The organism is Streptomyces sp. DSM 116793 (assembly GCF_057320905.1).
The window spans coordinates 3574072-3586697 of sequence record NZ_CM170494.1 but is presented as its reverse complement, the minus strand read 5'-3'; the positions used below and the strand labels follow the sequence as shown (position 1 = coordinate 3586697).

The 12626-nt window shown below is 73.2% G+C and carries 8 protein-coding genes and 1 pseudogene; 2 read left to right on the top strand and 7 right to left on the bottom strand.

All coding sequences use genetic code 11. From position 1 onward, the window contains the following. Window positions 1-4: 4 nt before the first annotated feature. The 3 genes from ACSMXW_RS13940 to ACSMXW_RS13930 all read right to left on the bottom strand — a co-directional run bounded on the left by ACSMXW_RS13940 (window position 5) and on the right by ACSMXW_RS13930 (window position 6192). The gene (locus ACSMXW_RS13940) at window positions 5-2551 is read right to left on the bottom strand and encodes a bifunctional glycosyltransferase/CDP-glycerol:glycerophosphate glycerophosphotransferase (protein WP_485806563.1); all 2547 of its coding nucleotides are present in this window, start codon (window positions 2549-2551) and stop codon (window positions 5-7) included. Window positions 2552-2553: 2 nt separating this feature from the next. Further along, window positions 2554-5103, bottom strand: a complete 2550-nt coding sequence (locus tag ACSMXW_RS13935) for a bifunctional glycosyltransferase/CDP-glycerol:glycerophosphate glycerophosphotransferase (protein WP_485806562.1) — start codon at window positions 5101-5103, stop codon at window positions 2554-2556. Between the two features lie 120 nt (window positions 5104-5223). Then, complete coding sequence (locus ACSMXW_RS13930; RefSeq protein WP_485806561.1) at window positions 5224-6192, bottom strand: PhzF family phenazine biosynthesis isomerase; 969 nt, start codon at window positions 6190-6192, stop codon at window positions 5224-5226. 101 nt (window positions 6193-6293) lie between these two features. Here ACSMXW_RS13930 and ACSMXW_RS13925 point away from each other — a divergent pair. Continuing rightward, window positions 6294-6455: pseudogene (locus ACSMXW_RS13925) on the top strand (prevent-host-death protein); the annotation flags it as partial. Window positions 6456-6583: 128 nt separating this feature from the next. On the opposite strand, the gene ACSMXW_RS13920 reads toward ACSMXW_RS13925, so the two are convergent. The 4 genes from ACSMXW_RS13920 to ACSMXW_RS13905 all read right to left on the bottom strand — a co-directional run bounded on the left by ACSMXW_RS13920 (window position 6584) and on the right by ACSMXW_RS13905 (window position 11574). Continuing rightward, window positions 6584-7426 carry a carbohydrate ABC transporter permease gene (locus ACSMXW_RS13920; RefSeq protein WP_485808017.1) on the bottom strand — a complete coding sequence of 281 codons (843 nt, stop codon included), beginning with the start codon at window positions 7424-7426 and terminating at the stop codon, window positions 6584-6586. Window positions 7427-7533: 107 nt separating this feature from the next. Further along, window positions 7534-8817 carry a carbohydrate ABC transporter permease gene (locus tag ACSMXW_RS13915; RefSeq protein WP_485806560.1) on the bottom strand — a complete coding sequence of 428 codons (1284 nt, stop codon included), beginning with the start codon at window positions 8815-8817 and terminating at the stop codon, window positions 7534-7536. A gap of 78 nt (window positions 8818-8895) precedes the next feature. After that, window positions 8896-10332: an ABC transporter substrate-binding protein gene (locus tag ACSMXW_RS13910; RefSeq protein WP_485806559.1), complete on the bottom strand. Its 1437-nt coding sequence runs from the start codon at window positions 10330-10332 to the stop codon at window positions 8896-8898. Window positions 10333-11184: 852 nt separating this feature from the next. Beyond that, window positions 11185-11574 (bottom strand): DUF6415 family natural product biosynthesis protein, encoded by a 390-nt coding sequence (locus tag ACSMXW_RS13905; protein WP_485806558.1) that lies wholly within the window; start codon window positions 11572-11574, stop codon window positions 11185-11187. 217 nt (window positions 11575-11791) lie between these two features. Here ACSMXW_RS13905 and ACSMXW_RS13900 point away from each other — a divergent pair, with 217 nt between their 5' ends. Next, the gene (locus ACSMXW_RS13900) at window positions 11792-12544 is read left to right on the top strand and encodes a GntR family transcriptional regulator (RefSeq protein ID WP_485806557.1); all 753 of its coding nucleotides are present in this window, start codon (window positions 11792-11794) and stop codon (window positions 12542-12544) included. Window positions 12545-12626: the final 82 nt, after the last annotated feature.

Genomic DNA, 12626 nt, shown 5'->3' with positions numbered 1-12626 from the left:
CCCCTCACCGGTCACCCGCCCCGGAGACGGGGTCACCGACGGGGGCGGCCCCGGGCGCGCCGCCCGGGGCCGGGGCGCCGGACCCGGGGGGTCCCTCCGCGCCGGGCGGGCCGGGTGGACCGTCCACGTCACCTGCGCCCAAGGCAACCGGCCCGCCCGCGCCGGGTCCGTCAAGAACAGCCGGCCCGTCGGCGCCTGGTGGTCCCGGCACGCCCGGTCCGTTCGCGCCGTGTGCGCCGTGGACATCCGATCCAACCGCCCCGTCCGCCCCGCGTGCGCCCGAGACGGCCAAACCGTCCCCGCTCGGCGCGCCGGCACCCACCGGCCTGCCCCGCAGCGGTGGGGTCCCGGACACCAGGAACGGTCCCGTGCCCCGCGCGAACTCCGGCTCGCCGAGCAGCACCTGCCGTACCACCCGCTCCGCGGCCCGTCCGTCCTCGTACTCGCAGAAGCGGTCCCGGAACGCCGCGCGCCGGCGTCCGGACTCCGCGTCGCACCACGCGCCGGTGGCGAACAGCTCCGCCAGCTCCTCGAACGTGTACGTGACATGGCCGGGCGGCTCCGCGGTGACGTCGAAGTAGGCGCCGCGCACCGCCCGGAACGCGGCCCAGTCGTCGGCGTGCACGACCACGGGGCGGTCCAGCAGCACATAGTCGAACATCAGCGACGAGTAGTCGGTGATCAGCGCGTCGGAGGCGAGCATCAGGTCCTCGACGGACGGCTCGTCGGTGGCGTCCACCAGCAGCCCGCGGCGGTGCAGGTCGCGGGGGAGCAGCGCGCGCGCCGGGTGGTCGGCGAGGGCGGGGTGCAGACGGAGCACCAGCGTCCGGTCCGGCCCGAGCGCCGCCGCGAGCCGCTCCAGGTCGATCCGCTCCACGTACCTGCCGCGCCGGTAGTCACGGTAGGTGGGCGCGTACAGCACCACCTCGGAGCCGTCCGGGACGCCGAGGCGGCGGCGGGCCGCGGCGGCGCGGCCGGCGTCGCCGCGCACCAGGACGTCGTTGCGGGGGCTGCCGGAGCGCAGCGAGCGGTAGTGGCAGGGGTAGGCGCGCTGCCAGACCTCCTCCGCGTACCGGCCCGCGACCAGGCTGACGTCCCAGCGGTCGCTGCGCCGCAGCATGGCCCGCACGTCGAAGCCGTACCGCGCGCCGGGCCGATCCAGCAGGTCGAGCGCCATGCACTTGAGGGGGGTGCCCAGGTGGGTGTGGACGTGCACGGCGCCGGGCCGCTTGACCAGGCCGCCCGGCCAGTTGACGTTGTTCACCCAGTACGTGGCCCGGGCCATCACGTCGTAGTAGCGGCGGGAGCCGACGGTGACCCGGTCCACGTCCGCGGGCAGCCGGTCCTCCGCCTCCGGGTGCACCACCCACACGCCCCGCACCCGCGGTGCGAGTTCCCTCGCCCGGGTGTAGATCGCCGCCGGGTCGCCCGACATGCCCTGGTGGTGGTCCGAGGCGTAGACCGCGAGGTCCGGGTCCAGCGGGCGGCGCAGCCGGTCCGCGTACCAGCGGGCCGCGGCGCGTGCGGTCACCGTGTCCCGCAGCCGGCGCGGGGCACGCCGCAGCACCGCGCCCCGGGCGGCGTTCAGCCGGTGCAGCGCCCGGTAGGCGGGGAACGGGGCGGTGGCCAGCAGCCGCATCTCGGCGCCGCGCAGCCCGCCCGGCGGGGTGAAGCCGGGCGGCCGCATCCGGTGGTGGAAGTCCACAGCGCGGGCCCAGAACTCCTCGCGGTCCTCCGCCGTCACCCGCTCCGGCCTGCCCAGCGTGAAGAGCATGTGGTCCAGGGCCCGCTCGAACAGCAGCGGCCGGGACCAGTCCAGCTCGGGTCTGGCGTCCAGCTCGGCGAAGAGCCGCTCGTACTGCGCGAAGATGTCGAAGTGCTTGCGGCCCGGGGTGCGGGTGATCGCCCCCTGCCGCCGCTGCCGGTACTCCACGCCCACCCGGTCCAGGCAGCCGATGCGCTCCGCGGTGACCATCGCCCGGTAGGTCACCGGCGCGTCCTCGTAGAGGCCCGGCGCGTAGGCGAAGTCGTGCGCCAGGTAGAAATCGCGCCGGTACGCCTTGTTCCAGGCGACCAGGAACAGCTTCAGGTACTCGGGGTTCGAGCGGATCCGGACGGTGTCCGTGCCGGCCTGCTCCAGCAGGTCCGCGGAGGCGCTGCGGCCACTGGTGCCCCACCAGTGGGTGCGGACGTGGTCGAAGCAGAGGATGTCGGGGTCGCCGGTGGCGGCGAGCCGGTCGGCGGCGGCCGCGAACAGTCCGGGCGTGTAGGCGTCGTCGCTGTCCAGGAAGAGCACGTAGTCGCCGGTGGCGTGCGGCATCCCGGCGTTGCGGGCCCGGCCGAGGCCGACGTTCTCCGGCAGGTGCAGCACCTTCAGCCGTGGATCGCGGGCCGCGTACTCGTCCAGGATGGTGCCGCAGCCGTCCGGCGAGCAGTCGTCGACGGCGATCACCTCCACGTCCGGGAACGACTGGCCCAGCACCGAGTCCAGGCAGGCGCGCAGATACCCCTGGACCTTGAAGACGGGGACGATGACGCTGAAACGGGGCACGGTCAGCTCTTCTCCGGGGTGGGGACGGGTGCGGGCGGCGGGCCGGAGGCGGCGCCGGCGGGACGGTCGGCCGGGTCGCCGGACGGATCGCCCGAAGGGGCGCCGGACGCGTGGCCGGCCGGATCGCCGGACGGGTGGCCGGACGCTGGGGCGGTGCGGGCGGTGCGGGCGGTGCGGGCCGCGGGGGCCGGGGTGCGCTCGGCGAGCGGCACCAGCGGGGGCAGCGCCTCGGGCGGCTCGCCCAGCAGCACCCGGCGGACCACGCGCTCCGCGGCCCGCCCGTCGTCGAACTCGCAGAACCGCGCGCGGAACCGCCCCCGCAGCTCCGCCGAGCCGTCCCCCGCCCACGAGCCGTCCCGGAAGATCCCGGCCAGCTCCGCCGCGGTGCCCGCCACCGGGCCAGGCGGGCACTCCATCAGGTCGAACGTGACGCCGCGGGTCTCCCGGTAGACGTCCCAGTCGTCCGCGTACACCACGATCGGGCGGTCCAGGTTGGCGTAGTCGAACATGATCGACGAGTAGTCCGTGACCAGCGCGTCCGCCGCGAGGCAGACCTCCTCGGCGCTGCGGTGCCCGGTCACGTCGATCACCCGGCCGCCGAACCTGCGGCGGGTGCCGTCCTCGTAGAAGTAGTGCGCCCGCAGCAGGACCACGAACTCCTCGCCCGCCGCGGCGCAGAACTCCTCCAGGTCCAGGTGGGCGCGGAAGGCGGTCCGGTAGTCGCGGTGCGTGGGGGCGTACAGGAGCGCGGTGCGGTCCTCGGGCACGCCCAGCTCGCGGCGGATCCGGGCGACGTCCGCGGCCGTGGCTCGCTGGTAGACGTCGTTGCGCGGGTAGCCGTACTCCAGCGTCTCGTAGTCGGCGGGGAACTCCCGCTCCCAGACCTCGGTGGAGTGCCGGTTCGAGGAGAGGTTGAAGTCCCAGCGGTCCACCCGGGCGAGCAGCCGGCCGAAGCCGCCGCTCTGCGCCGCCACCACCGGGTACTCGGCCTGCTCGATGCCCATCTTCTTCAGCGGGGTGCCGTGCTGGGTCTGGAGGTGGACGGTGCCGGGGCGCTTGACGACGGAGCCGGCGAAGTTGGCGTTGTTGACCAGGTACCTGGCGCGGGCCAGCAGCTCCCAGGCGCGGACCGTGCCGAGCACCGCGTACTCGACACCCTCCGGCATCCGGCCCGCAGCCTCCTCGGTGACCAGGAACACCGACCGGATGTGCGGGGCCAGCCGCTGGGCCTCGGCATGGATCGCGGCCGGGTTGCAGAGGTAGCCGCGGCCCCAGTAGGCGCAGTACACGGCCAGGTTCTCGTCGATCGGGCGGCGCAGCGCGGCGCGGTAGAGGGCGAGGTGGCGGGGGTGGCGGGCGCGCACCCTGGCGGCGGACGACACCGCCCCTCGGGCGGCGCGCCGGGCACCCTGGCGCGCCCCGCGCAGCGCCGTGAACGCCCGGTAGGACCCGGTCGCCAGCAGCCGGTGCTGCACACCGAGCCGCCCTAGCGGCGGATGGAACCCGATCGGCCGGTGCCGCCGGTACAGCTCGCCCGCCCGGTCGAAGAAGACCGGCCCCGCGCCGTCCGGCAGCAGCACGGGCGCGCTCGCGGCGGTCCGCAGCACCTGTGCCATCAGCGCGGCGAAGAGCGCGTGCAGGCGGTCGGCGCCCGGCGGGCGGGGCGGGGCCTGCGGGCGGGGGGCCAGGGCGGTGTTGTGGCCGGGAGCGCCGGCGGTGTCCTGGCGAGGGGCCTCGCGGGTGCCCTGGCGGGCCCGGGTGAGCACCAGGTCCACCTGGTCCAGGAGGTCGAAGTGGTGCTCGCCCGGCTGCCCCAGCCGGTTGCCCTGACGGCGCACCAGGTGCCGTACGCAGACCCGCGGCAGCACGGCGACCCGCCGGGCCGCCAGCAGTTCGAGCCCGCCCCAGCCGACGTCCGTGTACGCGCCGGAGGGAAAGGCGAGGCCGTGCTCGGCGAGGAACGCGCGGCGGTGCACGGCGCTCCACGCGGGCAGCTCCACACCCGTCAGCCAGGGCGCCTCATCCGGCGCGAACGCGTCCTCGGGCGCCTCGGGGAAGGGGTCCTCGGCGGGCAGCGCCCCCTTCCACCAGTGCACGCGTTCATGGCCCAGGCAGAGCACGTCCACGTCACCCGTCTCGCCCAGCCGCGCCGCGATGGCGTCCAGCGCGCCCTGGGCCAGGGTGTCGTCACCGTCCAGGAAGAGCAGGTACGCGCCGCGGGCCGCGGTGATCCCGGTGTTCCGGGCCCCGCTCAGCCCGGCCTCCGGCGGCGACCAGAGCGGCCGGACCCGGGGATCGGCGCGGGCGTACCGGTCGGCGATGCCCGCGTCGAGCGAGTCGGGCGCGGCGCAGACGGGGAGCAGCTCGACGGCGGCGGCACCCTCGGCGACGGGTCCGGCGCCGCGGAACGACTGCCCGAGCACCGAGTCCAGTGCCTCGGCCAGCCGTCCGGCGACGCCGTGCGCCGGGACGATCACACTGAAACGGGGCGCGGGGCCGGTGCCGGACGGGGGTGTGACGACGGGTTCGGAACGCGGGCTGGACTCGGGCATACGTCATATTTTGCCCACTTGCAGCTCATAGGATCGTAAGCTCCGCCGAATGGGTGAGGGGGTGTGCCGCGGCCCCGCGGCACACCCCCTCACCCGTCCTGACCGGCCCCTTCAGGGTCGTCAGCCGATGCGCACCGCCGTGCCGCTCACCCGCACGCGGGGGTCCCCCGCGCGCAGCTCCACGGTGAGGGTGGACGGGCGGCCGAGGTCGTGGCCCTGGTGGAGGGTGAGGCGGGCGTCCGGCCCCACGAGGCCGCGTTCGCGGAGGTAGGCGCCGAGGGCGGCGGCGGCCGCGCCGGTGGCGGGGTCCTCCACCACGCCGCCCACCGGGAAGGGGTCGCGGACGTGCAGGACCGTGCCGGACTCGCGCCAGACGAGCTGGACGGTCGTCAGGTCGAGCCGGTGCATCAGGGCGGCCAGCCGGTCGAAGTCGTAGGCGAGGTCCGCCAGGCGGGCGCGGGTCGCGGCGGCCAGGACCAGGTGGCGGGCGCCCGCGTACGCGATACGCGGCGGCAGGGCGGTGTCCAGCTCGTCGGCGCGCCAGTCCAGGGCGGCCAGCGCCTCGGCCACGTCCTCGTCCGCGACGTCGCCGACGTACGGCGCGACGCTGGTGAGCGTGGCACGCGGGGCGCCGCCGGGCGCGCCGGCCGTGACGGACACCGGGACCTCGCCCGCGGGGGTGGCGAAGAGGAGGTCCCCCGGCCCGATCCGCTCGGCGAGCGCGACGGCCGCCGCGACGGTGGCGTGGCCGCAGAACGAGACCTCGGCCTTCGGGCTGAAGTAGCGCACGGCGAAGGCCCGCGCGAAGCCGTCACGCGGCCCCTGTGCCCGGCCCGCGGCCCGGGGCCCCGCGGCCAGGGTCTCCGCCGCGCCCGGCTCCTGCGGCGGTGCCGTCAGGAACGCCGTCTCCGAGTAGCCGACCTCCGCGGCCACCGCGAGCATCGCGGCGGCGTCGAGCCCGCTCGCGTCGAGCACGACACCGGCCGGGTTGCCGCCGGCGGGGTCGTCGGAGAAGGCGGTGTAACGGAGAACTCCCGCCGGCAGGACGTCTGCCGACGGAGTCGCGGTCGTACTGCGGGGAGTCGTCATGCGCAGGGCAACGCGGCGTGTGGGGTGGTTGTTCCCCAGGGGCGCAAAGGGGACGGCCCGCAATGGCGTGACATCCGGCGGCACCATGTGGCACGTCGTCGCTAATCCCGTTGCGCCGCCGCCGCCGTTTCGTCCCCCGCAGCGAGTTCGCCGCCATGTCGCGCGCCGCTCCCGACAGCTCTTTGGACGCCTTCCGCGCCGACCAGGACGCCACCGCCGAGCAGGAGCCGGACGACACCTGTGCCGGCCGGTATCCGGCATGAGACGGGACCTCGCTGCTCGATCCAGCCGGTGACACCCGGAAGCACGTGCACAACGCAAAGGCGGGTCGGACCGTCACCGGTCCGACCCGCCGGGTCCCGTCGGGCCCCGCCATGCACGCGCCCCAGGGCTACTTCACCGCGCCCGCCATCACGCCGGACACGAACTGGCGCTGGAAGGCGAAGAACACCACCAGCGGGATCACCATCGAGATGAACGCGCCGGGTGCCAGCACGTCCACGTTGTTGCCGAACTGGCGCACCTGCGTCTGGAGCGCCACCGTGATCGGCTGGCTGTCCGAGTCGGAGAAGATCAGCGCGACCAGCATGTCGTTCCAGACCCAGAGGAACTGGAAGATGCCCAGCGAGGCGATGGCCGGGCCGCCGAGCGGCATCACGACACGGAAGAACAGCCGGATCTCGCCCGCGCCGTCCAGCCGCGCCGCCTCCAGCAGCTCCTTCGGGATCTCCGCGAAGAAGTTCCGCAGCAGGAAGACCGCGAACGGCAGGCCGAAGCCCACATGGAAGAGGACCACGCCGATCAGCGACCCGAAGATGCCGATGGCGCCGAACAGCTTGGCGATCGGCAGCAGCGCCACCTGCACCGGCACCACCAGCAGGCCGACCACCGCGACGAACCACCAGTCGCGGCCCGGGAAGTCCATCCAGGCGAAGGCGTAGCCCGCCAGGGAGCCGATCACCACGACGAGCAGCGTCGCCGGGACCGTGATCAGCAGGGAGTTCACCAGGGAGTCGGTGATGGCGGGGTTCTCCAGCAGGCTCCGGTAGCTGTCGAAGGTGAGCTTCGACGGCGCGCTGAGGACCGTCCACCAGCCGCTCTCGGCCATGTCCACCGGCTGGCGCAGGGAGGACAGCAGCAGGCCGATGGTCGGCATCAGCCAGAACAGGCCGACGACGATCAGGAAGACCTGGACCAGGCCCCCGCTGACGCCCTCCGCAAGGCGCGCGCCCAGCGAGCGCCGCGCCCCCGCGGCGCCGGAGGCGCCGGACGCGGACGGCGCGGGCGCCGGCGCGGCCCCACCCGGAGCGACCGCGCCCCGCGCGGCCTCACTCGACGTACTCACCGCCGCACCTCCTGCCTGAGCCTGCGGATGTTGAACAGCATCACCGGCACCACCAGCAGCAGCAGGAGGATCGCGATGGCGCTGGCGATGCCCGGCCGGTCGTCGGCGAAGGCCGAGCGGTAGAGCTGCAGGGCGAGCACGTTCGCGTCGTCCTGCGACGAGCCGGGGGCGATGATGAAGACCAGGTCGAAGATCTTCAGGACGTTGATCATCAGGGTGACGAGCACCACCGCGAGCACCGGCGCGAGCAGCGGCACCGTCACCCGCCGGAAGACCTGCCACTCGCTCGCGCCGTCCACCCGGGCGGCCTCCAGCAGCTCCCTCGGCATCCCGGCGAGGCCCGCCGCGATCAGCACCATCGCGAAACCGGCCCACATCCACACGTAGGAGCCGATGATCGCGGGCGTCGCCAGCGTCGGGCCGAGCCACTCCAGACCGTTGTACGGCTCGCGGAAGTTCGCGGCGGGCAGCCTCAGCCGTGCGCCGTCCGCCTTGGCCGACAGCGTGAACGTCCCGTCGTCCGCGGCCTTGACCGACTCCACCACCTTGCCGCCCTTGACGGCCTCGATGGTCATCCCGGGGTAGCCCAGCTCGGAGGCGTCCACCCCGTTACGGGTGCCCACACCCTTGCCGCGGGTGAAGTCCTGCCAGGTCGTGCCGGTGATCTTGCCCGGCTCGGCCGTGGCGGCGCCGGCGTGCGCGGCGCCGTCCGGCATGTTCTCCGGGGCCACGCCCACCAGCGGCAGCGCCACCTTCTGCCCGGTGTGCACCGGGGCCCTGGTGATGAACGCGCCGCCGCCCGCGGGCCGCAGCGGCGACTGCTGCCCCGGATGGGCCATCGGGAACGCCGACGACTTGGCGAACGTGTCGTGCACCCCGACCCACACCGCGTTGGCGGCCCCGAGCCCGGGGTCCTGCTCGTACACCAGCCGGAAGATGATCCCCGCGGCCAGCATCGAGATCGCCATCGGCATGAAGACGATCAGCTTGAACGCCGTTCCCCAGCGGACCCGTTCGGTGAGCACCGCGAAGATCAGGCCGAGCGCCGTCGCCACCGCGGGCGCCACCGCCACCCAGATCGCGGTGTTCTTGATCGCGGTGAGGATGCCGTCGTCGGTGAACAGCTCCTTGTAGTTGTCGAACCACACGAAGTCGCTGCCCGACTGCCCCAGGAAGCTGCGGACCAGCGAGTACCCGATCGGGTAGACCACGAGCGCGCCCAGCAGCACCAGCGCGGGCAGCAGGAAGAGCACCGCCACCGTCGCGCGGGTGCCCGTCACGCTCCTGCGTCTCTTCTTGTTCGCGGGAGGCGCCGTACCCTTCGCGGCGCCCCCCACGGCAGCCGTCGTCATGGCGCGTCAGTCCCCGTACGCCTTGGCCGCGTCGGCCTCCAGCTTCGCCTGCGCGCCCGCGACGTCCTTCGGGTTCTTCAGGAAGTCCTGGAGGTCCTTCCACTCGCCCTTGCCGGGGGTGCCGCCGAACGACTGCGGCGCCTGGTCCGACATGTCGTACCGGAAGTCGTCGCCCGCGTCGATCAGCGCCTTCGCCATCGAACGCTGCTCCGCGTTCGGGTACGCCGCCAGGTCCACGTTCTTGTCCGGCGAGAGGAAGCCGCCCGCCTGGGCCCAGATCGTCGCCGCGTCCGGCGAGGCGAGGAACGTCAGCAGCGCCTGGGCGGCCTTGGAGTCCTTCAGCACCACGGCCGCGTCACCGCCGCTGACCACCGGCGCCTGCGCGCCCACCGCGGGGAACGGGAAGATCTTCGCGTCGGTGCCGATCTTCGCCTTGGCCTCCTGGACGTTGGCCCCGGCGAAGTCCGCCTCGAAGACCATGCCGGCCTTCGGCTGGTCGCCGCCCTGGAAGGTCTGGGTGACCGACTTCGGGAACTCCGTCTGCAGCGCGCCGTCCGCGCCGCCCGCGATGTAGTCCTGCTTGCCCCACAGTTGTGCGAGCGTGGTCAGGGCCTGCTTCACGGACGGGTCCGTCCACTTGATCTTGTGCTGGGAGAGCTGGTCGTACTTCTCCGGGCCGGCCTGCGAGAGGTAGATGTTCTCGAACCAGTCGGTGAGCACCCAGCCGTCCGCGCCGCCGATCGACATCGGCGTGACGCCCGAGTCGTAGATCGTCTGTGCGGTGGTCAGCAGGTCCTTCCAGGTCTTCGGTTCCTTGGCCCCCGCGTTCTCGAAGACCTTGGTGTTGTACCAGACCAGGGACTTGTTGGCGGCCTTGAAATACACCCCGTACTGCGTGCCGCCGACCTTGCCGATGTCCTGCCAGCCCTGGGAGTAGTTCTTCCTCAGCTGCTCCACCGCGTCGGGCCCCGCGGGCTTCGCCCACTTCTTGCCCACGGCCTGCTTGATGGCGCCGACCTGCGGCAGCATCGCCACGTCCGGCGGCGAGCCACCCGCGATCTTCGACCCGAGGAAGTTGATGATGGGGTCCTGCGCCGGCACGTACGTCACCTTGGCGCCCGTGCGGTTCTCGAACTCCGCGAGCACCTTCTTGAAGTTCTTCGCCTCGACACCCGTCCACACGGCCGCCACCTCGAGGTTCGTGCCGTTCAGCTTGGGCAGCTTGACGGTCGTCGCGGTCTTCGCGGCGCCGCCGTCGCTCTTGCCGGAGTCACTGCCGCCGTCACTGCCGCCGCACGCACCGAGGGTGAGCACGAGTGCCCCCGCGACCGCGGCGGCCGCCCCCCGGGCGCATCTGCCGGCTCCGTTTCCGCCGGCTCCGCTCCCGGTGGCCCCGGCCACCCGCTCCCCCGCGTTGCCCGACTGACGAAGAGTCCTGCGCATCACGTCCCCGTTCTTCAATTGAGCGTCGCTCGCACGTTGATGCGAACGTTGTGCTGTGCGCACTGGTCTACTGCCGCGCCGCAGACAGCGGCAAGGGAGTCGGCGCTTCCAACTAGCTGATCGTGACGGGGTCGTGATCTCGTGTGAGAGGGGTTTCACCGGGGGTTTCGGCCATGTCCCCGGGCCCCGGGGGGTGCGCTGACGCGCAGGGGCACACCGGCTTCCGGCGGTGCGCCGACGCGCCGGGTCCCTGGGCCCTGGGGCGGTGCGCTGATGCGCCGGGTCCCCTGGGCCCCGGGGGCGCCCGGCGTGCGCTGACTCCGCTGTGGGGGTGCGCCCCGACGGGCGGCGGGGCTGTGAGGGTGCGCCCCGGCAGGGGCGCGGGGAACTGCGCGCGTAACCAGCCACGGGCCGGTGGTCCGGAGACGGCAGGGACCGCCCCTTCGGGGCGTGGCGGGAGGGCGGCGGCGGCCTTCGGCGTGGTTGGTCGCTCAGTTCCTCGTGCCCCTTGCCACGCGGGCTGCGCCCCGATCCCGGTCAGGGGCCCCGGGCTCCGGCTTCGGGCGCCTCTCCGGCAAGAGGTCGCCCGCCTCGGCTCCGGGCATGGCGCATGGCTGTCGTTCGTGGGGCCCACGACGGTGGCACCGTGGTGGACGTGGCTCCGTAGGCCTCCTCCGGACGGATGGGCTGATCGCAGCGGACGCAGAACAGAAGGCTCACCGCCCGGCCTCTTTCTCTTGCTCGGACCACACGAGGCCGGCCCGGACGATCCGGTGCGTGTCCTCCAGGAACCGCGCGTGCCCGAAGGCGTCGGCGTGGCCGGCTGCCCCCCGCCGCCCGGCACCGTGCCGCTCATGCCGGCTCCCCGGCCGGGGCGGCGGCGGTCAGCGTCTCGTAGTGGTCGCACAGCCACGCCAGCTCGCGGGCGAGGCTCCGGGCGTGCCGGGTCGCGGACACCAGCCCCGCGCCCGGGGACGAGGCCAGGCGCACGCGGGCGCTCTCGACGCACAACTGCACGCGGATCCGCCCACCGTCGTACTCCGGCAGCATCCGGACGGCGTCCGCCACGAGAGGGATCAGCAGCTGGAGATGGCCCCGCAGCCGGGCCGTCTTCTCGCCGAGGTCATCGAACCGCGGTAGCGGCGAGTCCTCGTCGAGCAGTTCGGCCGCGGTGGCGCGCATCTGAGCAAGATCCAGCGGCTCGGGACCGGCTCCCTTCCCCGCTGAGGGGCGTTCCGTCATGTCGACTCCATCCATCGGCCGCACCCAGGGCCGCGAGGCTGGCCGCTGGGGCTTGCGCGACATGCGTAACGAAGGCCACACCGAGAGTGTGTGTCCTAGGACAGACGCTAGCGTGTCCTAGGACACGTTCGCCAGCCCTTGCCTGATCAGGTGTCATTCACTGATTCGCAGTGTCCTAGTACAGTCCAACGTGACCTAGGACATAAGGAGAGGTCGCATGCCCGACAATCCGCCGCCGTACATGCAGGTAGCCGAGCGCATCCGGCGCCGCATCCTCGATGGCGACCTGCCCGAGGGCGCAAAGCTGCCCGGCCAGCGCGACCTTGCCCACCAAGAAGGCGTCGCCGTGGCAACACTCGGCCGCGCGCTGGATCAGCTCCAGGTCGAGGGCTACATCACCACCAGCCGCCGCGGAACCTTTGTCGCCGACGCCCCGTCGGTCGCGTCCTCGTCCTACGACCGCATCGCCCGTGTGCTCCGCAACGGCAGCGTCCTCAGCGAAGGCGAGACACTCCGCGTCACAAGCGCCATGCTGGTGGTGCCGCCGCTCTACGTGGCCGAGATCTTCGACATCGACCCCAGCGACCGCGTAGTCCGACGCGAGTGGGTCACCGGCAAGGGGACGCGGCGCACCATGCTCCAGGTCACCTGGTATCCGGCGCACTTCGCGGCCGCAGTACCGGAGCTGCTGTCGGAGTCCCGGACAGCCACAGCCGATCACGGGAGGCTGCTGGCCAGAATCGAGGAAGCCACCGGCCGACGTGTGCGAGCAGGACGGGACGACATTCACGGCCGGGACGCCGACGAGCGGGAGGCGAACCTGCTCGCACTGCGCACCGGAAGCCCGATCCTCGCAGGGGCGCACCGGCTGTGGGACGACGAAGGCGTGATCGAGTACGGAGAATGGTGTCTGCCGTACCGGCTCGTCATCGGCTACGAGTACAGCTTCGGTACGTCATCGAGCGGCTGACACGGGATGCACGGAGGCAGTCCCCGTTGTGCGGACTCACGTTCGTGGGGCCGAAGTCTGGCCAGAAGGGGCGCCCTGACCA